Genomic DNA, 23,867 nt, shown 5'->3' on the forward strand with positions numbered 1-23,867 from the left:
AAACTGTGTTTTATATTCTGCAAAAGAATCGTTATAATGGGGGCAAAAGCGTTATTTGTTACATAGGGGGTTAGGCAATGACAATGGGGAGAAGCGCGGGAAACAAGCTCAGAAGAAAGCTCAGTCTTACCTCGCTTTTGATCGTCCTCGTGACGCTCGTCTCTTTGTTGACCTCGACGATTCTGCTCGTCGCTTCTTACGAATCCCAGAAAAAATCGCTGATCGACACGACGCTCAACCTGAATCTCTCCAACGCCGAGCGGATGAGCAAAACGGTGGATTCGCTGTTTCTGACCATGCGGGGAAGCCTGCGCTACAGCGCGGACAGGCTTTCCAAAATGGACCGCACCAAGCAGGCTCAAGTGAACGAATTTCTGGAGCTGCTGCGCAACAGCAGCCATTTCTTTAACTCCATCCTGCTGGTCGGCGCGGACGGCAAGGTCATCGGCAATTCGCCTAAAACGCTGGGCATGGAAGGCAAACTGCTCACCTCGCCGCATGCGCGTACCGCGTTGGAATTGCGGGATACCTATGTGTCCGAACCTTATATTTCCTATACCAGCGGAAAACTGATTATTTTTATGAGCGAACCGCTGTACACCGAAGAGGGCAAATATTTGGGCCAGCTCGGCGGTACGGTCTACTTGCAGGAGTACAACATGCTGAATACGATTTTTGAAAATAATTCGCATGATTCCTCAGGATCCTTCTATTACATCGTAAGCTCCGGCGGACATATGCTGTTTCATCCCGATCCATACCGGATCAACGAGGATGTCAGCGGCGAGCCGGTCGTGCAGCGGCTGATGAACGGCGAGACCGGCCATATGCAGGAAACGTATGACAGCCAGCCCACGATGCTGGCCGGTTATTCCACTGCACAGTCTAGCGGGTGGGGTGTCGTCGTCGCGTCTCCGAAAAGCGCGGTGCAATCTCAGCTGAGCGATAATTTCCGAAAAATCATTGCTTATACCGTCACTCCGTTCGTCGTCCTGCTCTTATGCGTAATCCTGCTGGCGCAGCAGCTGGCCAAGCCCTTCGTGACGCTGGCTAATCTGATGAGCCGGGCGGGAAAGGACACCATGGAGCTGCCGGAGCTGCGGCCGCACTGGAACCGCGAAGCGGACCTGTTGACTCGGGCAGTGGCGATTGCCTGGACCAATGTGCAGAAGCATGCCGACGAGCTGACACGCGAGGCCAGCACGGACCGGCTGACCGGCTTATCCAACCGGAGGTTTCTGGAGATCACGTCGGCCCAGTGGATCGCGGCCGGCCAACCCTTTTCCCTGGTTGTCATGGACGTCGACCGCTTTAAGTTTGTCAACGATACTTACGGCCATCTGGCCGGCGATGAAGTGCTGCGGCGGGTTGCGCAGATTCTTACCGCCAATGTCCGGCCTGGCGATGTATGCTGCCGCTTAGGAGGGGAGGAATTTGTTATCCTGCTGCCGCGCACCAAGCTGGAGGATGCCTTTACGGTGGCGGAGCGGATCCGGCTGGCGCTTGAGAGTAACGATGCACCGCTGGCAATGCGGGTTACTTCCTCGCTTGGCATTGCCCATTATCCGACCCAGGGCGAAACCTGGGAGGAACTGCTTGGCCAGGCGGACGAAGCGCTATACATTGCAAAACGCAGCGGGCGCAATAAAACGGTTGTCGCCGGAAACTTGAGCTGAGCTTAGAAAATATCGGAATGGGCCAGATTTACAGAGGAATCTAATGTATGGAGTGAGGTGTCCCAGGAGCCACGGAACGGCTGCTTGGGGCACCTTTTTTTAACGGCTGATCGCTGAACATGGCATTAATTCACTTCCGCCTGTCACCTGGGCCTGGGCGAACGCATATCCTGATCGGGAAGCGCTGACGCGCGCAGATCTGAGACAAGAGAGGATGAACGGACGGATGACTTCCTATATGGATTATACTTCGCCGAATACCGAATTTACTGCTGACGTAAACAAGAGCCTTTTATTTAAAAAAGACGACCGCAACTACATCAACGTGCTGTCGATTAAACAGCTGAACACGCTGGAGAATACGTCGCTGCTTGATATTTTTCTGAGCAAATCGAATGTCGTTGAACCGCATTACCATCAAAATGCTGCCGAACTGGTCTACTGTATCGCCGGCGCCGCCGTAGTCTCGCTGATTAATCCGTTTACGAACGAACTGTTGCATTTTCCGATTATGCCGGGCCAGGTCGCCAATGTGCCCCAAGGCTGGTGGCACTATGAAGTGGCGACCGTGGACTGCACTCATCTGCTGGCCATATTCGATGCGCCGATTCCGGAAGTGATTCTCGGTTCGGATATTCTCAGCAAAACGCCAGCCAATGTCCTGGCTCATACCTATTGCTTGAATGAAGCGCTGGTCAAGGAAGCGCTCGCTCCTGTCAAGCCGCAGACCTTCATCGGTCCGCCTGCCGACTGCTGCGAGCCGTCCATGGGGAAGATGGAGAATACAATGGCTCCCCAGGCGATGCCCTACAACGCAATGCCTACTAGCCTAATGCCGGCTCAAATGACGCCTAATGGGATGCCGAATAACATGATGCCGAATAACGTAATGCCGAACGTTATGCCCAATAATGTGATGCCTTCTAGTTTAATGCCGAATACTATGATGCCTGGCCATGTAATGCCCAACACCGCGCAGGGTGCCGTCAGTCCGCACAGCTACATGGCTCCGATGCAGTCTTTCGGTTATTCTCCTTATTACGTGAACACCGGCAGTGCTCAACCCTATTCGATTCCGCAGGGCCCGTACGCAGGGACGCAGGTTTATCCGGGAATCGCCGCGTCCGAAACGGTAACAGGTCAATAGCCGGGACGGAGAAGTGATTATCCGCTGTTACGCAACAAAAATACATGCGCTTACGGTTAGTGGGAAATTCCCCACAAATTCAGCTGACAACATCGATTTACAGCAAATAGCGGTCTCGAGATTATCCGAGCGAGAACGCCCGTGCGGAGAACACCCGGGCCGAAAATAGGCGCGGGACGGGAGTTCCGCCGGAACTAGAACGTGCATGGATCAAAAAAGCTGTTCCCTCCAACCCTTTCTGGCTGGCGGAACAGCTTCTTTTTGTATACCGCTTATCCCAGGCGGACGAGCACCCGGCCGCGCGTATTGGATTTCAGAATATCCTGCAGCGCGGCAGGCAGATCGTTCAGCGTAATCTCTCGGTCGACGAGCAAATCCAGCCGGGCCGGCTTCAAATCGCCGGCCATCCGCTTCCAGACGCGCTCGCGGAGTTCCATCGGGCAATTGACGGAGTCAATGCCGAGCAGGCTCACGCCGCGCAGGATGAACGGCATGACCGTCGTCGGCACGGCCGTTCCGGCGGTCAGGCCGCTGGCGGCTACCGCACCGCCGTACGCGATTTTGCTCAGGACGGCGGCAAGCGGGCCACCGCCGACCGAATCGACCGCAGCCTGCCAAAGCTGCTTGTCGAGCGGTTTACCCTCGCCGGTACCGACCTCCTCACGGGAGATGATCTCGGCCGCGCCGAGCCCGGTCAGGTAGCCGGACTCTTCCGGCCGGCCGGTTCCGGCGACGACGCGGTAACCCTTGGCGGCCAGCATTGCGATGGCCGCGCCGCCGACGCCGCCGGTTGCGCCGGTGACGAGCACGCTGCCTTTATCCGGGGCGGCACCGTGCCGCTCCAGCGCCTCGATCGACAAAGCCGCCGTCAGACCGGCTGTGCCATAGATCATGGCCTCCCGCAGGGTGAGCCCTTCGGGCAGCGGCACGACCCAGTCGGCTGAGACGCGTGCGTATTCGCTGTAACCGCCGAAGTGGGAGACGCCGATGGCATAGCTGGTGGCGATGACTTCCTGGCCTTCCCGGAAACGGGGGTCGGCCGAAGAGACCACTGTGCCGGACAGATCAATGCCCGGAATCATCGGATAGCTGCGCACGATGTTGCCGGTGGGAATGCTGGCCAATCCGTCCTTATAGTTTACGCTGGAATAGGCGACCTTGATCAGAACCTCGCCGTCGGGCAGCTGCTCCCACGGCAGCTGCCGAACCGAGACGGTCTGGGATTCCGGCGTATCCTGCCGGTCCACGACCAGCGCTTGAAATGTTTCGGGCATGTTAATTTCGCTCCTTTGGTTGGATCGGTAAAAGCTGTAAGTCAGTTATATAATATTTATACTGACCGGTCAACTTTTTATAGGAGCTGTGCTATAATGGACACAATCTCATTATCTCATTTCGATGGAGTGAAGGAGCTATGGCACGCTACAAGAAATCCGAAGAAAAACGCGCCCAGCTATTGTCTGCAGCCTTTCGGGCATTATCCGCCGAAGGCTACGATGCGGTTACGCTGCAGACGATCGCCGATCATGCCGGCGTCAGCAAGGGCGTCGTCCACTATTATTTTGACAATAAGGAAGCGGTGTTGTCCGCACTGCTGGAATGGTTGACGGGCCGAATCTCGGCCAAAGAGGAAGCCGCGGTCCGGGCGCAATCTACGGCGGAGGGCAAGCTGCGGGCATACATTGATTCAGCGTTCCCCGGGCCGGAACAGAACCGGGCGTTTTACCGGGTATATCTCGATTTTTTGGCCCGGGCTAGCCGCAATCCAGTGTACCGGGAGATCAATCAGCGGTTTTATGACGGCTGCGCGGGGATCAGCGCAGAGGTGCTGATGCTCGGACAGCGGGAAGGCCTTTTCAAGCCGGAATTAACTTCTGAAGCTGCCGCCCCGGTCATCCGTGCAGTCATCGACGGTTGCCTGCTGCAATGGCTGATGAGCGATAACGACGAGCTGCATGCTTTTTATAAGGAATCCTGTTATTCCGCGGTTTTGAACGTGTTAAGCAAATCAACGGCGAGAGGCGATTAAACAAATGCGGCGAAGCTTAAAACTTACGATCCCCTTGATTCTGGCCGTCGGTTTGATCCTGGCTGGACTGATCTTTGTCGATCACACCTCCAAAACGGCAGCATCTGAGGAGGATGCAGTACGGCTGCGGTTAGCCGATGATCGTGAACTTCATTCGGGAGACAGCGAAACCTTTGATCATATGGAGCTGTATCTCGGCTGGCAGATCGATCCGCCGGGTTATATCAGCACATTGAATCATTCCGAGGAATTGTGGCGCAAGGATGTCCGGCTGCCGGCAGGCCCGGCCAAACTGATCAAGATGCGGCAGGGCGGCAGCGCGGCGCTGCCGGCGCCGGATACAACCGTGTATTGGCTGTGTATGCAGCGCCCGGCCATAGATCCGGAAGAAGGGATGAATACCTATTACCTGGAAGCAAGGGTTACCGGCGACGAACAAACGGCAGAAGACGAACTGTTACAGCTGGGGCAGAACTGGGTAGTTCCCCAATCGAAATAAACGAAGGCTAATTGCATGGCAACGTCCGGTAAAATCTGTTAACTTATGGAGGTGGGAAGTTAAGGGGAGAGGATGATTCGTGTTGACCAAACGAACGACAACGATCCTTACGGTGCTATTGGCGGCATCGGTGGTTTTGAACGGCATTTTGTTGTACCGGCTACAGCAGCCGGCGAGCGATACGGAGACGGCGGGTGCTACACCGGATGCGGCTTCGCAAATGCTGCTGCGTGCGGCGCAAGCCATCGTGGTGGACAGCAATAACGGGGATGAAGTTAGCACCGCTGCCGTAACCCGTTTAAAGGAAGCGGCTTTAAGCCTACCGGAAGCCAGGGAGCAGCTCGCTTTTGTAAAAAGTATAAACAATACGAACGGGGAAACGGTAATAAAGCTGGATATGGTGGAATGGTTTTCCGGGGATGAAGCGAAGCAGGCGGCTCAAGAAGACGGTTTGAACGGCGAAGATGCAACCCCTAACGGCTACTATATCCGTAATGCGGACGAAACGCCCGTAACGCTGACACTGGCGCAGGATGCCCAAATTTATGTACTCGACGATGTGAAATCGAAGCTTGCGGATACGCAGTCCTTCATCGCCGCAGCCGATGACGCGGTTGACCGGCTGTTTCACGTCTGGAGCCTTGGGGAGCAGGTTGCAGCCATGAATGAACAATATCGTCCATGAAGCCGGGAAGCTTACAGCGTATTCTGCTCACGGTATTCAAACCATTCGTAGGTGCCGGGCTCCACGCCGGCAAATTTGACGAAAAGGGCGCAAGGGTCGTTGGCACGTTGGAAGATCTCCAGCCCGTCCTGAATGTAATCTCCTGGTCCCGTGAAGCGGTGCGTGCTGACAATTTGGGCGGGCGGCAGGTCGCCGTAGCTTTGATGTCCGATGTAGGCCTTGCCGTCGAAGAAAATCGTCGATACCGGAATGCCTGGACAAAGGTCTGCGGCATCATCAGCCGCCGTCCCGCCGTGTGTGAAGCTGGTCAACAGCAATGCCAGCAGCAGGAACATCTGGAGAAATAACGGTTTGGGTTTATGGCGTAAGGCGATCATCGATACGGCTCCTTTCTTCCACTCCGGAAGATTGATTGGCTTCTGATGATTTGACGCCGTAAAGCGCCGAAAGGTTGCAATTTTGTAATAAGAAAATTTTGGGAGGTCCTATGTACTGGAGGATACATATTTTGGGCGCCTCCGGCGCCGGAACTTCGACGCTGGGCGAAGCTTTATCCTGCAGGCTTCAATATTCCCATCTGGATACGGACGATTTTTACTGGGCCGAAAAATATACGCGTCCGACGGCAGTCGAACCCCGGCTTGAGCGGTTGACCTCCGAGTTGGACCGGCATTCGGGCTGGGTGCTGTCGGGTTCCTTGTGCGGCTGGGGCGATGCGCTTATTCCGAAGTTTGACCTGGTGATCTTTCTGAGGTTGCCGCCGTCCGTCCGGATGGAACGCCTGAAAGCCCGGGAATCCATCCGTTACGGCGGAGACGTTGCTCCGGATGATGAACGGTATGCCGCTTTGCAGACCTTTTTGGACTGGGCGGCCGCGTACGATACCGCAGGTCCGGAAATCCGCAGCCGGGCGCTGCATGAAGCATGGATCGCCGGGCTTACCTGCCCGGTTTTACGGCTGGAAGGAGATCTGACCGTCGAGGAAGAGGTCGAAGCCGCAATAAAATTTATCCTTGGCAAAAGCTGACTAACACTGGAGGAGAAAAAACATGATTACCATTAAACCGATCGAGGAATCTTCGTTTACAGCGCTTAATGAACTCTATGCTGAACTGAGCGGCGCCGGGCCGACCGATCCCGGGAAAACGGAGAAGGTATTCCGGGCGATTTTGCATAACCCCGACTATCACTTGCTCGGTGCTTACGTCGACGGCGAACTGCTGGGCTCGATGATGGGGATTATCTGCATGGATCTCGTGATGGACTGCCGTCCGTTTATGGTGGTGGAAAATGTGGTCGTTTCTTCCCGCGCCCGCCGTCTAGGCCTTGGCCGGCAGCTGATCCATGCGCTGGAGGATATCGCCCGCGGGCTGGATTGCTTTTATATTATGCTGGTGTCGGGGGAGAAGCGGAAGGAAGCGCATATTTTTTACGAGCAAATGGGCTATAAAGATGAGAAGGTGCAAGGCTTCCGCAAGCATTTAAGCTCGCATTAGCCAGGGGAGAACTACAGATGCAGACGATTGTAGATGCAGAGGGGCTAATACGTCTTGCCGAGACGAATGGTCTGACTCGGATGTTCAGCGGCGAGCATATCGCCAAAATGGAGCTGCGGCGGTACGAAGACGGCGAAGCGGTCTGCTCGGTCGGAGACAAGCTGGAGAGCATGTTCATTCTTGTGCATGGCAAGCTGAAAATTCATACGCTGCTCCCGAACGGCAAATCGATGCTGGTCCGCTTCGCCCGGCCGATGTCCGTCATCGGGGATGTGGAGCTGCTGCGCCAGGAACCGGTGAAAAATGAGGTACAGTCCGTCGGCGACAGCCTGCTGCTCATCGCCGGCCGGAAAATGCTGCTGGGGGAGCTGGAGCATAACACGGAGCTGCTGCGGTTTCTCGTTGGAGAGCTGAGCTACAAGCTGTATACGCTGGGACAAGCATCGGCATTAAACCTGCTTTATCCGGTGGAGAACCGGTTTGCCAGCTATCTGATGTCGCTCATCCGCGACAGCGGCGGCGATAAGCGCAAAGAAGAGATCTGGACCGAAAGCCTGACAGAGACGGCGGATCTGCTGGGCACGAGTTACCGCCATTTGAACCGGGTCGTCCGGCGGCTGATCGACGACGGAATCATTGAACGGAAAAAAGGGCGGCTGGCCGTATTGGACGAGGCGAAGCTCGCGCAGTTGGCAAACGGCAACTTATACGAATAAACACGCGGGCAGAGGAGGCGGATGCGAAATGACATTCGTAGCAAGCAATATTACCGAACTGATTGGACAAACTCCCGTCCTGCGGCTGAACCGGATGACCGGGCCGCTGGATGCGGAAGTATACGTGAAGCTGGAGATGTTCAATCCGAGCGGCAGCGTCAAGGACCGCGCCGCATATAACCTGATTTTGCAGGCCGAGTTGTCCGGGAACCTGCGGCCCGGCGGGACGATCATCGAGCCGACAAGCGGCAATACCGGCATCGGGCTGGCGATGAATGCCGCAGCTAAAGGCTATCGCGCCATATTGGTCATGCCGGACAACATGACCAAGGAGCGGATCAATATTCTGAAGGCATACGGCGCCGAGGTCGTGCTGACGCCGGCGGCGGAGCGGATGCCAGGCGCCATCGCCAAGGCGGTGGAGCTGGGCGCAGCCATCCCTGGCAGCTTTATTCCGCAGCAGTTCGAGAACCGGGCCAATCCGGATATTCACCGGATCACCACCGCGCCGGAAATTCTCGGGCAGATGGAGGGCAAGCTGGACGTGTTCGTTGCCACTTCCGGCACGGGCGGCACGATCACCGGCACCGGGGAGGAGCTGCGGGAGCACCTGCCGGACCTGCGGATCGTGGTGGTCGAGCCGCAGGGGTCTCCGGTGCTGTCCGGCGGCAGCCCCGGACCGCATAAGCTGGTCGGCACAAGCCCCGGCTTTGTGCCGGATATCCTGAACACGGGCATCTACGATGCCATTGTTCAGGTCGCGGACGAGGCCGCGCTGGACACGGTCCGGATGCTGGCGAAGACCGAAGGTTTGCTGATCGGACCGTCCGGCGGCGCGGCCGTGTGGACGGCGCTGCAGGAAGCGCGCCGGATCGGCAGCGGTGGGCGCGTGCTGTGCATCGCGCCCGACACGGGTGAACGTTACCTCAGCATGGGAATCTTTTAACCATAGCAGGAGCCTTGTTATATGAATTGAACGCAGCGCGCTTCCATCAAGGAGCGCGCTGCTGCTGTTTATACGTCGAAGGAGACGCCGGTCAGTTCTTCGCTTAAGCGCCAGAGCCGGCGGGCTGCTTCCGGGTCCATGGCCCACGGACAGACGCCGGCCGCGCCGGGAAGCGGCAGCTGTTCCGGCGAAATGGGCGAAGCAATGTCCGCGTTCTGGCAGTAGACGCCGCCTTTGCCGTCAAGCTGCGGGCTGACGGCGCACCAGACAATCGTCGCCGCGCCTTCCGGGATCGTTTTGCGTTCGTCATTTAGTTCCGTGTATCCGCGTTTGCCTTCGTGATCCAAGGCTCCCATCGCATCCATTTCGTCATCGCTGAGAAAACGCGACAGGTTGGTCACAATCGAGCCGGGATGGACCGAAAAGGCGCGCACCTGCTGCGCTTGACCCCGCCGGTCCAGTTCTACGGCAAACAGCGCGCCGGCTGTTTTCGATTGACCGTATGCCTTCCACTTCTCATAAGGCTGGCGGATAAAGTTCGGATCGTCCCACTGGATATCCCCGAGCTTGTGGCCGCCGGACGAAACAGCTATGACGCGGGCGCCCCGAGCCAGTGCCAAAGCGGGCCACAGCCGCGCCGTAAGCTGAAAATGCCCAAGGTGGTTCGTGACGAACTGAAGTTCATAGCCCCTGGCATCGCGCTGCTCCGGAATCGCCATGATTCCTGCGTTTAGGATCAGCAGATGCAGCGGGCGGCCGCTGTCCAGAAAGCTGCGGGCAAACCGGTCAATGGAGGCCGGATCGGCCAAATCCAGCTCCGCCAGTTCTGCGTCCGGAATCGAAGCGATGGCGGCTTGCGCTTTTTCCATCGTCCGCGCAGGGATCACGACATGGGCGCCGGCTTCGGCGAGCGTCCGTGAAACCTCCAGTCCGAGACCGGAATAGCCGCCGGTGACGATGGCGGTTTTTCCAGTAAGATCCATACCGGCGATCACTTCTTCGGCAGTGGTGCGTGGTCCAAATCCGCTGGGCAACGGCCGCTGCGGGGTTAAAAACATCATTTGTTCTGTACTCATTCCGCATTCTCCTCCTTGAATTTCCCGTCTTTGATTTGTTGAAAATGCTTCAGCTTATAATGGATCAACTCGAGGGTTTCCGTTAGTTCGGCAAGCTGTGCTTCAATCCCCCGGCCGTGCTCGTCCAGCAATTCGTAGCAGCCGGATTCATCCTGCTCGGCATACCGCTGCACGTATTCGCGAATTTTGCGCAGCGGCATATTCGTCCGTTTCAGCTGGTTCAGAAAACGGATCTTCCCGAGATCTTCCTCGCTGTAAGCACGCTGCCCGTGGACGTCACGGCCCGGCGAAAGGATCAAGCCGATTTTTTCATAATAACGCAGCGTGTCCGGCGTCAAACCGGTCTGCTCGGCTGCTTCTGAGATCGTGTACCTGACTTCGGATGTACTGGAATCGCGCATCTTCTTCCTCCCAACACTTAATCCTGTTGTTATCTTGCATGACTAACAATAATGCCTGGAGTATGCTCCAAGTCAAGCATTTGCTATTCAGAGTGGATAACTGGCGTTGGGCTACAAATTTCGCGTATAATAGTTTATGTTTGAACTGTTCAATTTTGAGTATCAGGATTTGCGTACATAATGATGAGAAGAGAGAAGGGGAACGGCGTGATTACATTCATTCGTAAAATGATGGCGCTCGCGGTACCGGCGGCAGCCGGCTTACTGTTGTTCGCGGCAGTCGCGAGCGCGCATGTGACGGTATCTCCGGCGATGTCCGGCACCGGCGCATGGGAGACTTATACATTAAAGGTACCTTCGGAGAAGGATTCGCCTACGGTGCAGGTGGATCTGCGCATTCCGGAAGGCGCATCCTTTAAGCAATACGAGGCGACGCCGGGCTGGGAGGTTACGGTGGAGGGGAATAAGGTAAGCTGGAAGGCGACCGGGGAAGGCATCCTGGCCGGCCAGTTCCAGCGCTTCTATTTCACGGTGCAGAATCCGGCGTCGGCGGCAACGCTTGCCTGGGATGCTTACCAGCACTACGCCGACGGAACGCTCGTGCAATGGTCCGGCGACGAAGGCAGCGAAACGCCGCATTCCGTGACCGAAATCATGGAGACGGCGTCCGGCGGCGATCACGGGCACGGCTCCATGGATATGGGCACAAGCATGGATATGGGTACGGATCTGAGCGATCATGACATGTCCGGCAGCAGCAACGGCAAGTCCTCATCGTCGGCGGTCAGCTATATCGCATTAATTGTCGCGGGTTTGTCTCTGCTCGTAGCGTTCATCAGCGTGTTCCGCGGCCGCAGCGAATAGCGGAGTGTGAAATCCCCTGTCAGCTTGATGCCGGCAGGGGATTTTTGCCTGCCAGCGAATTCAATAGGTATCCGAAATGGAGGAGGCATTATCCATGCTCTATATCTTCAGCGGTTTGCCGGGCAGCGGAAAAACAACCTTGTCATCCGCTTTGGCCCAAAAGCTGCGCGCCGCGTACCTTCGCGTCGACGTCGTGGAGCAGGCGCTGCGGGACGCCGGGGTCCGGGTCGACGGACCCGAAGGTTATATCGTCTGTTACGCGCTGGCGGCGCAGCATCTCCGCCTGGGCCTGGACGTCATTGCCGATACGGTCAATCCCATCCCGGTTACACGGCAAGCCTGGCATCAAGTGGCGGATTCCCTTCATATCCCGTTTGTCGATATCGAAGTGATCTGCTCCGATAAAGCCGAGCACCGGCAGCGGGTCGAAACGCGCGTCTCCGACATTGCAGGCCATGTTCAGCCCACGTGGGACGAGGTGGTGAACCGGCATTACGAGGACTGGGATCTGGAGCGTATCGTAATCGACACTGCTTGGCGCACGGTGGAGGAAAGTCTTGCCGAATTAACACGGCTGTTAAACCTGTAACCGGATTCGTGCTAGCTTTCATCCGTCGTTCCAAATCGAAAAGGCCGCCCCGGCAAGCCATTACTTGGCGAGCGGGACGGCCTTTGCTTTTGTGAGGACATCATGCGGCGATTACTTCTGCGGTGCCATGTTGTTGTAGATGCGGGTCGCGTTTACTTTGCCGGTGCTTACGTCATCGCTTGTATACCCGGAGACGATATTGCCGACCTTGAAGTCTTTCTGCAGCAGTTCGTCGGAAGGTTCTGCGGCCGTAGGACCGTCGATGCCCATTTGCGTATCCGGGGTGATCGTTACCCACAGGTCGCCGACCTTGAAGCTTTTGCCGTCCGCGCTGACTTCCGTAATTTCGCCGTCGATGTTGACCATGGCTTTGCCTTTAATGGCCGGAGACGGTTCCGTGGATTCCGCGCTTTGCGGCGCAAAATTGTTGTAGATGGCGTCCGCCGTTACTTTGCCGGTGCTGACATCCTGCGTGGTAAATCCGGATACCGCGTTGCCGACCTTAAATTCCTTTTGCAAAAATTCCTCGGAAGGCGGGGTGGAGCCTGGTTCTGTGCTGCCCATGGTCGTTTGGTCGGTGACGGTCACCCAGAGATCGCCCACTTTAAAGCTTTTGCCGTCGGCGCTGACTTCGGAAATGATGCCATCGATATTGACGGCCATTTTTCCCATGATCGGCGGTTTCTGCGAAGTGGAGGCCGTCGGCTGAGCGACCGGCTCCGTGGTTCCGTTGTTTGGATTTAGACTCAGAATGCCAGCCGCCAATACCGCGCATGCCGCGGCTCCTACGGCCCAAGCCGTTACTTTGCTCTTTTTCGTCATTGCTGTTTTCATCTCAAATCGCTCCTTCGCTGATTTTGTAGGTTCGGGTATTTCTTGTTCCATGTGCTGCAACAGCTTCTCCATCGTCGCTTGTTCAAAGTTCTCGCTGGTCTTCACATGGGACATTGCGGATTTATATACTGATTTCTTCATTCTCCAGGCCTCCAATCGTCTCTTTTAAGAGCAGGCGTCCCCGGGCGAGCCATGTCCCCACGGTTGCGGGTTTGGCGTTTAGCAATTCGGCTATTTCCTGAATCGAATACCCCTCGTAATAATGTAAATGGATCGGGATCCGGTATTTTTTGTCCAGAGAGAGTACGGCTTGCAATACCTCGCTTTCTTCACTGGGAAGATAGCTTAAATCTTCGGGCACGGGGTTGCGGCTCTTGAACCACCCGGCTTTCAGCATGTTTTTGCTTTTGTTGATCGTCGTCCGAATCAGCCAGGCTTTTTCATGCTCGCTGCTTTCGAACACCGGGCGCTTCTGCAAATAGGTCAGGAAGACGTCCTGCGCCACCTCTTCGGCGTCGGCGATATTTTTCAGATAGGCGAAAGCGACTTTGATCAGACTTTGCGAATATAGATCCAAGGCCCGCCGCACAGATTCATTGAGCTCAGATGAATTGTACACCTCAGGTCCCCCTTTCACTTTAAATACAATCGAGGGGCTGCAAATTTTTCATTCCCACTACATTTTTTTTGAAAAAGAATAATTTCATGCTTCCCAATGGCTGTAGACGCAAAAAACTTACGGATGAGTGCAATCCGGACGAGAGGAAAAATATGCCTCCGTGCCGAATCTTGTTTCTAACCAATACATAGCCGGAGGGTTCGATATGGCGCGGAGAAAAAGCAGAGCCAGGCAGGAGGAAGCGTTTTTTCAAGCGGTAAGCGGATTGGTGATGCTGGGCTTGGGGCTGGGCGGTTATGGGGCTACCCGTTCCTTTGAAGGTGCCATCGTCGGGGTCGTCCTTGGCTTTGGAGTCGTTTTTGCGCTGATGATCGTCTTGTGCCAGCAACGGACCGAACGCTTGAAGCGTTCCGGCATCGCCGAGATCGACAAGATGGAGGGCATCCAGTTTGAAAAATACCTGGGGCATTTGTTCCGTTCCCAAGGTTATGTGGTGGAAGCTACAAAAGTCGCCGGCGACTACGGTGCCGATCTTCTTTTGCGGAAGGACGGCATAAAGATTGCGGTGCAAGCCAAACGCTACAGCCAAAATGTCGGGATCAAAGCCGTGCAGGAAGCGCAAGCTTCGATTGCCCATTATGCGGCCAACGAGGCCTGGGTGGTGACCAACAGCGATTATACCGTCGCTGCCTATGAGCTTGCGGAGTCGAACCGGGTCCGGTTAATCAACCGCGAAACGCTGATCCGGATGATTCTGGCGATGAATCCCGGGGCTGTTCAAGAGGCGGAGCCGGAAGTGCAGGTAGACGCGTTTGTCTGCCCGAAATGCGGCAGCGGGCTGGTGCTCCGTACCGGACCGATGGGCCAATTTTACGGCTGCGGCAGTTTCCCGAAATGCCGGTACAGCAAATCCATCAAGGCGGTATAAACAAAAAAAGGCCATCCGTTATTGGATGGTCTTGTTTTTTGTGTCACTCAGCTTATACCCACTCATCAAAATGATCGCGAATAAATTGGATTTCATCTTCATAATGCGCCAGGTGGCCCTCGTTGATCATTTTCTGATAAGCGTAATTGCCTTCGGCGGCGCCGTTCCGGAGCGTTTCGCATAAGACCGTCAGCCGCCGGAGGATCCACCCTTTTAGATCATGCGGTACGGGGAGTCCATAGGCATGAAAGAAAAGCTGCAATCGCCGCCGGCGGTCGGCCGCATGTTTATCCGGCTGATAGGCATCCGTGCTTCCCAGGGCATAGTCCGGGGCAAAGCCGGCCAGAGGAACGCAGGTGTAAGCGGAATAAGCCAGATCCCAGATACGAGGGCCGGGACCGGCCATGTCGAAATCGATCCAGGCGGCCGGCGATCCGTTTTGAAAGACAACATTATACAAAGCGGCATCGTTATGGCAGATGACTTCATGATCGCTTGCATCGAAGAGGCTCATTTGCCACCGGAGTCCGGCACCGGGTACGAATCCTTGGGCTGCATTGTGATACTGTCTTAACAGCCGGGCAACGCCGGTCAGCGATTCATCCGACCACATGTAAGGCTCCATTTCGGGATAACGGTTTCCGGGAACGTCTCCTTCCACGAACGACAAGATTTCACGCCCGGATTCATCAATGCCGAGAAACCGCGGTGCACCATTAAACTCCTGCTTGTGCAAATGTCTCAATAATGCATGGACGGCAGGGCTCCAATAACCGGTTGGCCGGCGTACCGTGCCATGAGTCCGGACCACATGATTAACGTTGCCGCCTTCGAGCACTTCTTCCTCTTCGTAGTTCAAATGGATCCCCCCTTCTTAGTAACTTGTTTTCCGCCATTATAGCCCAGGACCACTGCAGCTGAGAAGTTCATAAACATTTATAACTAATAAGGCCGATCAGGATGAGGTTTTATTGTCCGCTAGGAAAATCCGTCGAAAACGCCAGCTCTTTCTGGGCTTCCAAGGCAGCGAGACGCGCGGTCAACGCCTGATGAATCACCTGGTAGGCGTCGCTGCCTAAGGTGATGCGCTTTGGCGCGGGATGCTGATCGGCACTGTCGATGATGGCCGCGGCCATTTTAGCCGGATCGCCGATGGATTCGCTGGTTCGCTCATCGAGGATGCGCCGGATGTGGGATGCCGGAGAACTATCGTAAGCATCGATTTTCGGGCCGATTTTAGAGCTTTGATAACGGAAGTTCGTGCGTGCGCCACCCGGTTCGACGATCGTTACGCCGATATTAAACGGAGCAACCTCTGCCGAGACCGCGTCCGCAAACCCTTCGATGCCCCATTTCGTGGCATGGTACAGCGAACCGCCCGGAAATGCCGTTTGACCGCCTACGGTGGATAGCTGAATGATGCGTCCGCCGTTCTGGGCACGCAGATGGGGCAGGGAGGCGCGTATCAGATGGATGGAGCCGCTAAGATTGGTGTCGATCTGATGGGTGATCTGTTCCACCGTCAATTCTTCCGCGGCGCCGAACAACCCATACCCGGCGTTGCTGACGACAACATCAATGTTGCCAAGCTCCTTAAACGCCTGATCAACAACCGCATAAACAGCCGGGATTTCAGTTACATCCAATTGGGCAACCCACAGAAGATCGCCATATTGCATCTTCAGATCCTCGACAGCCATCAAATTTCGTACAGTTCCTGCGACCCGGTCCCCGCGTTCCAGCAGCTGCTCCGCCATATGCCGGCCGAATCCGCTGCTGATTCCTGTAATCAGCCATGTTTTTTGTGCCATGATCCATTCCTTCTTTCGGATAAAATATCGATCAGCAAAATAATAACTAACCGGTTAGTTAAATATAATTGTATCTAAACGGTTAGTCAAGCATGGATTTGAAATGGTATACTGTTGAGTAGGCTTCAAACACGGAGAACCTAATAAGAGGATGATTGTCATGAGAAATGCCGAAGCTTCACGGGAAGCGATACTGAACGCCGCCATGGAGGAATTTTCCGCCTTCGGCATCGCCGGAGCGCGGGTAGACCGCATCGCGAAAACGGCCGGCTGCAATAAGAATTTGATTTACATTTATTTTGGCAATAAAGAAACGCTGTTTACGACCGTACTGGAGAAAAATTTGGAGTATGCTTTTGAAGTCGGCACCTTCAATGCGGAGGATCTATCCGGATTCGCGTCCGGCGTTTTCGATTTTGCCATGGCGCATCCGAAAGTGATGCGGCTGCTCATGTGGTTTACGCTGGAGCAGAATTCGCTGAATCTCCGTGACCGGGATGTCCTGCACGACAAGAAGCTGCAGAAGATCCTTGAGGCACAGAACACCGGAAAAATCAGTGCGGCGCTGCCGGCGAATTTTCTGCTGACCGCCATGATGTCAATCGCCACGGCCTATAGCGCGGTAAATCCCTTTGGACCTTCGCTCGATCCGGACGCCTTAAAGGATCTGGAGGCTTTAAAAACCTCCGTTGCCAAAGCCGTAACGCTGCTGGCCGCGCCAAACAGCCCCCAACGTTGATCGTTCAACGGAAGGGGCTTTTTTAATGCTTTTTAATTTTGGTCCGCATCTGTGTACTTCTGTTCGAGCTCGGATTTCTGCCGCAAATGGTGCCGGAAATGCATGCCGATCATTTGAAACCATTCCTGGGCGTTCAGCCAGCCGAACCCGTCATGTTTGACCTTTAGGTTGTGGTTAACCTCCGAAAGCCGGGATTCCCATTCGGCCATCCTCTTCAGCACTACATCGAGACCATCCCTCAATTCATCGGTACCCCGTGAATTATCCGGCGTATTCTCCGGACCGTCCGGAAGACGGATGCGGATGTCCGGGAAAGCGCCCGCTTCGAACAGCGCGGCTCCGCCTGCCGTTTTACCTTCAGGCTGCTCTTCCGCTGCTGACGCGCAGCGCTCCACTTGGTCCAGGTAGTCCAGCGCCGCGAGAATCAGATGATCGTACATCTGGCCGAGCGACCAGACGTCCGGCGCCGATTTATAGCGCAGCTGGGGGATGGAGTACTTTTTCAACGCGCTTTGATATTCCCCGATTACAGCAGCATATTGCTCCATGAAATTACCCTTTAATTCGGCAAGCAGAGCTTCCAAACGGTCTAAATTCTGTTCATTGGCGGAATTCAAAAATTCACGGTTTTGCTTCACGAACGATATTTGCTCAAACGTCTGGCGAAATGTTAATAACGTCTTGCCGTCCGCTTCCGCGAAAGTTGCCGTGATCTGGAAAGGCGGAGCGTTCAGGTGCCTAAGCACAATTCGCTCGTACGGAACGATCTCCTCAAACATGCTGCGATTGGGATAGTCCGTACCGTCAGGACCGTGCATGACAAACCGCCATTCACCGCCGGGCCTAGGGTCGAATTCCTGGAAGGTGCTGCTGAATCCCAGCGGTCCCCACCAGCGGGCAAGACGTTCGGGGGTTGTCCAGGCTTCAAAGACCTGCTTCCGGGAAAAAGCAAATGTCCGCGAGTTCACCACTTCGTTGTCGCCGATATTCGTTGTCATGGCGTACCCTCCTTAAGTGAGTGGTTGTAGACCGAAATCTGAGTTTATGCAACGTATCTCCGGTGCAACCCGAACCCGAACAGCGTTCCGGCCAGCGATAACGCCGCGATGCAGAAATACATCGTTTGGCCGCCAAAAGCGTTGTACAGCAGGCCGCCCGCGTAAGAGGACAGGATACCGGAGACGCCGAAGAACAGCAAAGCCAGAACGGTTTGGCCCGTGGCCCGCCATTCGGCAGGAACGATGCTGTACAGATACTGGATCGCCGCTGAATAGAACACCGGGAAGGTCAGGAGCTGCAGCACTTGCAGGTAGGCCAGCAGATGCGGATCGCTGATCCAGGCCGACAGGAAAAAGCGAATAAAATAAAACGCACCGGCAATGGTGATCGTGATCAGCTCCTTGCCGCTGCGCAGCCAGCGGTAGCTGAGTGCGAACACGACGATTTCGCTGGCTGCTGCAATGAAAAAGGATTGCCCCACGAGCTGCGATTTGCCGCCCAGCTCCAGAATGTACACCCCGAGAAAGGTATCGTTCATCCGCGCCGGGACGGAGCTGACGAAGATCAGGAGCAGGAACAGGAGCGTCTGCCGGTTCGCCAGAAACTGCTTGAGGCTGTTTAATGTGACGGGCTTGCCGGCGACGGGCGCATCGGGCATTTTCCAGCAGAGCAACAGTCCCAGCATGCTGCTTGCGGCGAACAGCAGGCCAAGCCCATGCGCGCCGAAATAGACAAGTACATACCCGGTCAGCAGCGCCATCACGCCGTAGCCCAGCGCGCCATAGGTACGGATCGAACCGTAGCTGATCCCTTCGCTTTCGGCAATGCGGAAGTTGAGGCTCTCGGTCAGGGGATCGATCGGCATCAATACGAAATAGAGCAGCATGGCGAAGATGACAAGCATAGTATAACTCGCTGATGCATACAGCAGATAACCGAGCACAGCGGAACAAACAAGCAAGAGCAGCAGGACTTTGCGGATCGTCTTCGTCCGGTCGCTGATCATGCCCCAGAGGGGCTGGGCGATGATGGTCACAACGCCGCCGGTTCCGATGATGAAGCCGATTTTGGCGGGACTGAGGCCTTGATTATCCAGATAGACCGGCAGAAACGGAATAAACATGGCGAGCAAAGCAAAATAGATGAAATTAAATCCTTTCAACAAAAATGACGTGTTCATGTTGCGGTGCTCCTTACATATAAGGTCAATTAAAACAATCCTCCTTATTGTACCACAGACTCCCGATTCGCCCGCGCACGGTTTATGGTACACTGGATAGCAGTCATGCGTTTATGGAGAGGACGGAGAAGGATGAAACTGGTATCGTGGAATGTCAACGGGCTGCGCGCTTGCGTGAGCAAAGGGTTTAACGATTATTTCAAGGAAGCGGACGCCGATATCTTCTGCGTGCAGGAGACGAAGCTGCAGGAAGGCCAGATCGCCATGGAACATGGCGGTATCTATGAAGAATACTGGAATTATGCGCTGAAAAAAGGCTACTCCGGCACAGCCGTCTTCACCAAGATCAAACCGCTGTCCGTGCGTTACGGCGTCGGCTTTGGCGAGGAGACGCAGGACGAAGGACGGATCATTACTTTGGAATTCGCCGGTTTTTACCTGGTGAATGTCTATACGCCGAATGCCAAACGTGATCTGTCGCGGCTGGAGTACCGCATGGATTGGGAGGACCGGTTCCGCGACTATCTGCTCGCGCTGGACAAGCTGAAGCCGGTCGTCGTCTGCGGCGACCTGAACGTGGCGCATCAGGAGATCGACATCAAGAATGCCCGGTCGAACCGCGGCAACTCCGGCTTCACGGATGAAGAGCGCGGCAAGATGACCGAGCTGCTGGGCGCCGGCTTCATCGATACGTTCCGGCATCTGTATCCGGATAAGGAAGGCGCCTATACATGGTGGTCCTATATGCCGAAGATCCGCGAGCGCAATGTGGGCTGGCGCATCGACTATTTTCTGGCCTCGGAACGGCTGGCTCCATTTATTCAGGAAGCGGGAATGGACTGTCATATTCTGGGCAGCGACCATTGTCCGGTGGTGCTGGAGCTGAACGATCCGGCATAGGAAGTGTTGCATATCGTTGCCATGTCTGCCCCGCCCGGCGCATATACATGTTCCGAGAGGAGCGTGTACACCGCGATGGATAAACAGGTCCAGCAGTACTATAAGCTTAAGGCAAAGCAAAAGGAACTGGAGCAGGAGCTGGCTGCATTGCGCCAGGAAATTTTGGCCGGCATGAACGAGCAGGGGGAGAGCGAAGCCGTATTCGGCGGTTACCGGGTCAAGCTGGTGACGCAGCAGCGCAAGGAGTACGACGACGAGCTGCTTTACAAAACCTTGTCCGATCCGGAGGTATGGCGGCTGGTCTCCAAGGCAGATCCCGGCAAGGTGGCCAGTCTGGCCAAGCTCAAAGTCATCGACGAAAACAAAATCCGGCATACGTATGTTTTGAAGACCGTGACGCTGCTGCAGGTGGAGCGTCATCCATAACACCTGTCCCGCATCCGGATCGCAACTTCCCGCGTTTTGCGCTACAATAGGAAAGGTTGCGACTAACGACACGGAGGATAAGTAAAATGAAAGATTTTGACACATTGCTGGAAAAATACGCCGAGCTGGTCGTCAAGGTCGGCGTCAACGTACAGCCCGGCCAGGTACTGATGGTGAACGCTCCCCTGGAGACCGTGCAGCTGACCCGCCTGATCGTAAGCAAGGCATACGAAGCCGGAGCCAAATACGTCATGGTGGATTGGGACGACGAGACGGTCACCCGCATCCGTTATGAAAAAGCCCCCGAAGACAGCTTTGGCTATTATCCGCAGTGGCATGCAGACATGCTCGAAGGTTTTGCCGAAGAGGGCGGGGCGGTATTGTCCATCAAGGTTCCCGATCCGGAGCTGTTCCGCGGCATTGAATCGGGCAAGGTAGCGACCGCCGTGAAGGCGGCAGCCATCGCCCGCCGCAAATACCAGAACTACACGCGAAACAACAAAATCAGCTGGTCGCTGATCAAGGCGCCGACGAAGGCGTATGCCGATAAGGTATATGCCGACCTGCCGGAAGAGCAGCGGATCGACGCGATGTGGGAAGCGGTGTTCCAGATGAACCGCGTCGGCGACGGCGATCCCGTGGAGGCGTGGAAGGAGCATGTTGCGGCGCTCAAGGTCGGTCAGGACCGGCTGAATGCGAAGCGCTACAAAGCGCTGCATTACCGCGCGCCGGGCACGGATCTGCATGTGGAGCTGCCGGAAGGCCATATCTGGAAAAGCGCGGGCGGAGAGAACGCGAACGGCGTCTATTTTATCGCCAACATGCCGACCGAAGAGGTCTATTCCATGCCCCATCGCGCCGGTGTGAACGGGACCGTGTCGAGCACGCTGCCGCTGAATCTGAACGGCCGGCTGGTGGACGGCATCACCTTTACGTTCAAAGACGGCAAGGTTGTGGAATACGACGCCGTGTCCGGACGCGAGCATCTGGCTTCGCTGCTGGAGACCGACGACGGCGCGTCTTACCTCGGCGAAGTGGCGCTGGTGCCGCATGATTCGCCGATCTCCCGGATGAACCGGGTGTTCTACAACACCGGCATCGACGAGAACGCCTCCTGCCATTTTGCGCTGGGCAGCGCGTACCCGGTCAACATTGAGGGCGGCGTCGGTTTGAGCAGCGAAGAGCTGCTGGCGCGCGGCGCGAATGTCAGCTTGACCCACGTCGATTTCATGATCGGCTCCGCCGAGCTGGACATCGACGGGATTTTGCCTGACGGCACCGTAGAGCCTGTGTTCCGCAAGGGCAACTGGGCATTGTAAGCAGTACTTTAAAGGCTACGCCATCCGGCGCAGCCTTTTCTTTTTGTGGGCGATCTCGCCAGGGCAGCGGATCTATTCGAGTACGCCGATGATCGTATTCATTCGCGCAACATCGGCAGGGGCGATCTTGAGCGTATGCAGCTCGTCGCCGCTGCCGCCGTAGATGAAGCCGTGCTCCAGCAAGCGATTATCGAATAGGCAAGGCAACCCGTGGCCGATCATGGATACGGCGCCCGGCACATAGCCGGTCTCAGCGAGGACCCGAGTTGCCGGGGCCAGTTTCAGGCTAGAATAGCCGAAGGTCCGCTTTAGCGCGGCAAGATCGAGCCGGCCGCGCGCATAGCCGGAGATACAGGCGATCAAGCCGCGTTCCGTCTGAAGGATCAGCGTCGGCGCCGATTGCCGGAGCGGAAACAGGCTCGCCGCATCCGCGGTAGAGCGGATCGGAAAGTCATGGGCGATGAGTTCGAACCGGCAGCCGGATTCGTTAAGCATTCGCGTTAGCTCAGGCAAGGTTAACATGGCTACCCGTCTCCTTCCGGAAATAGTCCATTTCCATCGCCTCGCGCACCTCGCGCATCGTTTCCCGCGCGATACTGCGGGCACGGCGGGTGCCGCTTTGCAGGATGTCGCCGACGAGCTGCGGCCGGGCGGCATAGTAGGCGCGCCGCTCACGCATCGGTCCGAGCAGCGTTTCAAGACCGGCGGTAATCCGTTCCTTGCACGCCGTGCAGCCCATTGTGCCGCGCTCGCAGGCTTCGCGGATTTCCGGCGTGCCGGAAGGCAGGAAGGCTTGATGGTATGCATAGATCGGGCAGACTTCCGGATGACCGGGATCGTTTTTATGGATACGGGCCGGATCAGTAGCCGCGCGTTTGATTTTATGGCGAAGCTCCTCGGCGGTGGAATCCAGCATGATGACATTCCCGAGGCTTTTACTCATCTTGGCGTTGCCGTCCGTTCCGACCAGCCTTGGCGTATCGCTGATCAGCTCGCGCGGCTCGGGCAGCACCGGCCGGTACAGCTCGTTGAACCGCCGCACCGTCTTGCGTGCCAGCTCCAGATGGGGGATCTGATCTTCGCCGACTGGAATGAGCGTCGCCTTGAGAATGGCGATGTCCGCAGCCTGGCTTACCGGATAGCCGAGGAAGCCGTAATACAATTCGTCCAGCCCCTGATTTTTGGACTCGGCTTTGACTGTAGGATTATGGCGCAGGGCATTGACGGTGACGAACATCGAGAAGAAGACCGTCAGCTCGGCAATCTCGGGAATCAGCGACTGGATATAGATCGTTGATTTCTCGGGATCGATGCCCGCGGCCAGATAATCGAGCGCAATTTCGCGGATATGGCTGCGGATTAGCTCCGGGCGCTCGAAATGGGTGGTCAACGCCTGAACATCCGCCAGAAAAACAAAGGATTCATATTGCTCCTGTAGCGCCACGCGGCTCTGAAGGCTTCCGGCGTAATGGCCGAGATGGAGTTTGCCGGTAACCCGGTCTCCGGTTAATACACGTTCCTGATTCATGTTCATTCCTCCAATAAGGTAATTGAATGGGTCTGGGCAAAACGTCATTTTCAGGTCGCCACCAACCATCCTCCATGGCCATCACCCCCTTCGCAGAATATAAAAAAACTTCGCCCCTAAGGACGAAGTTATCGTTTATGCCACCTTAATAACCGTGTACAACGCCAATGTGCAAGCGTCTGACCGGTCGTCAGTTACGGTGCGGAGACTGTCTGTTAAGGTAAGCTCAGCTCGATACCGCTCCCGTGATAACGGCGGGATTTCCCGGCAGTCTCCTAGTGCTCCGGGTCAGCGGAGGTTCGGAAACGCAACTCCCAAGTCCATTCAGCCCTATGCCGGACACCGGTTCGCAGCAACCACCGGCTCTCTGAAATCCACGATCATAGGCCTACTTACACTTGTTCAACATTGTTTCGGATATAGCTGTATACTACCTCTGCCGGCAGGCCGCTGTCAATCC

27 protein-coding genes and 1 pseudogene are annotated in these 23,867 nt (G+C 55.9%); 16 read left to right on the top strand and 12 right to left on the bottom strand.

Annotated elements, in window-relative coordinates; translation table 11 throughout:
* Positions 1–77: 77 nt before the first annotated feature.
* On the top strand, positions 78–1,676 hold the full coding sequence (locus BMW84_RS03160; protein ID WP_091064381.1) for a sensor domain-containing diguanylate cyclase: 1,599 nt from the start codon (positions 78–80) through the stop codon (positions 1,674–1,676).
* 226 nt (positions 1,677–1,902) lie between these two features.
* Positions 1,903–2,430: pseudogene (locus tag BMW84_RS03165) on the top strand (cupin domain-containing protein); the annotation flags it as partial.
* A 665-nt stretch (positions 2,431–3,095) separates the two neighbouring features.
* On the opposite strand, the gene BMW84_RS03170 reads toward BMW84_RS03165, so the two are convergent.
* Complete coding sequence (locus BMW84_RS03170) at positions 3,096–4,097, bottom strand: acrylyl-CoA reductase family protein (protein ID WP_091064382.1); 1,002 nt, start codon at positions 4,095–4,097, stop codon at positions 3,096–3,098.
* Positions 4,098–4,237: 140 nt separating this feature from the next.
* On the opposite strand from BMW84_RS03170, the gene BMW84_RS03175 reads away from it, so the two are divergent.
* The 3 genes from BMW84_RS03175 (at position 4,238) to BMW84_RS03185 (ending at position 6,036) form a co-directional block, all read left to right on the top strand.
* A complete protein-coding gene (locus BMW84_RS03175; RefSeq protein WP_091064384.1) occupies positions 4,238–4,852 on the top strand; it encodes a TetR/AcrR family transcriptional regulator in 615 nt (204 codons plus the stop codon).
* Between the two features lie 4 nt (positions 4,853–4,856).
* Positions 4,857–5,351, top strand: a complete 495-nt coding sequence (locus BMW84_RS03180; RefSeq protein ID WP_091064385.1) for a hypothetical protein — start codon at positions 4,857–4,859, stop codon at positions 5,349–5,351.
* 79 nt (positions 5,352–5,430) lie between these two features.
* Entirely contained in the window at positions 5,431–6,036 is a 606-nt protein-coding gene (locus BMW84_RS03185) for a hypothetical protein (protein ID WP_139209582.1), read from the top strand.
* Positions 6,037–6,047: 11 nt separating this feature from the next.
* Here BMW84_RS03185 and BMW84_RS03190 read toward each other — a convergent pair whose 3' ends face one another.
* On the bottom strand, positions 6,048–6,413 hold the full coding sequence (locus tag BMW84_RS03190; RefSeq protein WP_091064390.1) for a hypothetical protein: 366 nt from the start codon (positions 6,411–6,413) through the stop codon (positions 6,048–6,050).
* A gap of 110 nt (positions 6,414–6,523) precedes the next feature.
* Between BMW84_RS03190 and BMW84_RS03195 the strand changes: the two genes are divergently transcribed.
* From BMW84_RS03195 to cysK, 4 genes are read left to right on the top strand one after another with little or no spacing between them, the layout of a single operon-like run.
* The gene (locus BMW84_RS03195; RefSeq protein WP_091064392.1) at positions 6,524–7,063 is read left to right on the top strand and encodes an AAA family ATPase; all 540 of its coding nucleotides are present in this window, start codon (positions 6,524–6,526) and stop codon (positions 7,061–7,063) included.
* A 22-nt stretch (positions 7,064–7,085) separates the two neighbouring features.
* On the top strand, positions 7,086–7,532 hold the full coding sequence (locus tag BMW84_RS03200; protein WP_091064394.1) for a GNAT family N-acetyltransferase: 447 nt from the start codon (positions 7,086–7,088) through the stop codon (positions 7,530–7,532).
* Between the two features lie 17 nt (positions 7,533–7,549).
* Entirely contained in the window at positions 7,550–8,248 is a 699-nt protein-coding gene (locus BMW84_RS03205; RefSeq protein ID WP_091064397.1) for a Crp/Fnr family transcriptional regulator, read from the top strand.
* 28 nt (positions 8,249–8,276) lie between these two features.
* The gene (gene cysK / locus BMW84_RS03210) at positions 8,277–9,194 is read left to right on the top strand and encodes a cysteine synthase A (RefSeq protein WP_091064398.1); all 918 of its coding nucleotides are present in this window, start codon (positions 8,277–8,279) and stop codon (positions 9,192–9,194) included.
* Positions 9,195–9,262: 68 nt separating this feature from the next.
* Here cysK and BMW84_RS03215 read toward each other — a convergent pair whose 3' ends face one another.
* Positions 9,263–10,270, bottom strand: a complete 1,008-nt coding sequence (locus BMW84_RS03215) for an oxidoreductase (RefSeq protein WP_254772848.1) — start codon at positions 10,268–10,270, stop codon at positions 9,263–9,265.
* Positions 10,267–10,671, bottom strand: coding sequence for a MerR family transcriptional regulator (locus tag BMW84_RS03220; RefSeq protein WP_091064403.1), 405 nt, complete (start codon positions 10,669–10,671; stop codon positions 10,267–10,269). Before BMW84_RS03220 ends, BMW84_RS03215 begins: the two co-directional genes overlap by 4 nt.
* 207 nt (positions 10,672–10,878) lie before the next feature.
* Between BMW84_RS03220 and BMW84_RS03225 the strand changes: the two genes are divergently transcribed.
* Positions 10,879–11,535 (top strand): DUF1775 domain-containing protein, encoded by a 657-nt coding sequence (locus BMW84_RS03225; RefSeq protein WP_254772849.1) that lies wholly within the window; start codon positions 10,879–10,881, stop codon positions 11,533–11,535.
* Positions 11,536–11,629: 94 nt separating this feature from the next.
* Positions 11,630–12,124, top strand: coding sequence for a P-loop nucleotide/nucleoside kinase family protein (locus BMW84_RS03230; RefSeq protein ID WP_091064404.1), 495 nt, complete (start codon positions 11,630–11,632; stop codon positions 12,122–12,124).
* A 111-nt stretch (positions 12,125–12,235) separates the two neighbouring features.
* Here BMW84_RS03230 and BMW84_RS03235 read toward each other — a convergent pair whose 3' ends face one another.
* Both BMW84_RS03235 and BMW84_RS03240 read right to left on the bottom strand, forming a co-directional pair.
* On the bottom strand, positions 12,236–13,099 hold the full coding sequence (locus BMW84_RS03235) for a DUF5666 domain-containing protein (RefSeq protein ID WP_091064407.1): 864 nt from the start codon (positions 13,097–13,099) through the stop codon (positions 12,236–12,238).
* Positions 13,080–13,577, bottom strand: coding sequence for an RNA polymerase sigma factor (locus tag BMW84_RS03240; RefSeq protein ID WP_091064409.1), 498 nt, complete (start codon positions 13,575–13,577; stop codon positions 13,080–13,082). Before BMW84_RS03240 ends, BMW84_RS03235 begins: the two co-directional genes overlap by 20 nt.
* A gap of 205 nt (positions 13,578–13,782) precedes the next feature.
* On the opposite strand from BMW84_RS03240, the gene BMW84_RS03245 reads away from it, so the two are divergent.
* Positions 13,783–14,505, top strand: coding sequence for a restriction endonuclease (locus BMW84_RS03245; RefSeq protein ID WP_091064411.1), 723 nt, complete (start codon positions 13,783–13,785; stop codon positions 14,503–14,505).
* A gap of 52 nt (positions 14,506–14,557) precedes the next feature.
* On the opposite strand, the gene BMW84_RS03250 is transcribed toward BMW84_RS03245, so the two are convergent.
* Positions 14,558–15,364, bottom strand: coding sequence for a phosphotransferase (locus BMW84_RS03250; RefSeq protein WP_091064414.1), 807 nt, complete (start codon positions 15,362–15,364; stop codon positions 14,558–14,560).
* Between the two features lie 109 nt (positions 15,365–15,473).
* Entirely contained in the window at positions 15,474–16,316 is an 843-nt protein-coding gene (locus tag BMW84_RS03255) for an SDR family oxidoreductase (protein WP_091064415.1), read from the bottom strand.
* 160 nt (positions 16,317–16,476) lie between these two features.
* Here BMW84_RS03255 and BMW84_RS03260 point away from each other — a divergent pair, with 160 nt between their 5' ends.
* Positions 16,477–17,055 carry a TetR family transcriptional regulator gene (locus tag BMW84_RS03260; RefSeq protein WP_091064418.1) on the top strand — a complete coding sequence of 193 codons (579 nt, stop codon included), beginning with the start codon at positions 16,477–16,479 and terminating at the stop codon, positions 17,053–17,055.
* A gap of 32 nt (positions 17,056–17,087) precedes the next feature.
* On the opposite strand, the gene BMW84_RS25200 is transcribed toward BMW84_RS03260, so the two are convergent.
* Both BMW84_RS25200 and BMW84_RS03275 read right to left on the bottom strand, forming a co-directional pair.
* A complete protein-coding gene (locus tag BMW84_RS25200; protein ID WP_368086699.1) occupies positions 17,088–18,053 on the bottom strand; it encodes an SRPBCC domain-containing protein in 966 nt (321 codons plus the stop codon).
* Positions 18,054–18,097: 44 nt separating this feature from the next.
* Positions 18,098–19,234: an MFS transporter gene (locus tag BMW84_RS03275; protein ID WP_091064420.1), complete on the bottom strand. Its 1,137-nt coding sequence runs from the start codon at positions 19,232–19,234 to the stop codon at positions 18,098–18,100.
* A gap of 132 nt (positions 19,235–19,366) precedes the next feature.
* Here BMW84_RS03275 and BMW84_RS03280 point away from each other — a divergent pair, with 132 nt between their 5' ends.
* The 3 genes from BMW84_RS03280 to BMW84_RS03290 all read left to right on the top strand — a co-directional run bounded on the left by BMW84_RS03280 (position 19,367) and on the right by BMW84_RS03290 (position 21,879).
* Entirely contained in the window at positions 19,367–20,134 is a 768-nt protein-coding gene (locus BMW84_RS03280; protein ID WP_091064421.1) for an exodeoxyribonuclease III, read from the top strand.
* A 75-nt stretch (positions 20,135–20,209) separates the two neighbouring features.
* Entirely contained in the window at positions 20,210–20,560 is a 351-nt protein-coding gene (locus BMW84_RS03285) for a hypothetical protein (RefSeq protein ID WP_091064424.1), read from the top strand.
* Between the two features lie 86 nt (positions 20,561–20,646).
* Entirely contained in the window at positions 20,647–21,879 is a 1,233-nt protein-coding gene (locus BMW84_RS03290) for an aminopeptidase (RefSeq protein ID WP_091064426.1), read from the top strand.
* A 72-nt stretch (positions 21,880–21,951) separates the two neighbouring features.
* On the opposite strand, the gene BMW84_RS03295 is transcribed toward BMW84_RS03290, so the two are convergent.
* Together BMW84_RS03295 and trpS are read right to left on the bottom strand one after the other, a co-directional pair.
* Positions 21,952–22,401, bottom strand: coding sequence for an aminoacyl-tRNA deacylase (locus BMW84_RS03295; RefSeq protein WP_091064428.1), 450 nt, complete (start codon positions 22,399–22,401; stop codon positions 21,952–21,954).
* A complete protein-coding gene (trpS, locus tag BMW84_RS03300; protein WP_091064431.1) occupies positions 22,385–23,407 on the bottom strand; it encodes a tryptophan--tRNA ligase in 1,023 nt (340 codons plus the stop codon). The genes BMW84_RS03295 and trpS overlap by 17 nt, the downstream gene beginning before the upstream one ends.
* Between the last annotated feature and the right edge of the window lie 460 nt (positions 23,408–23,867).

This window comes from Paenibacillus sp. NFR01 (genome assembly GCF_900111565.1).
Lineage (GTDB): Bacteria > Bacillota > Bacilli > Paenibacillales > Paenibacillaceae > Paenibacillus_AQ.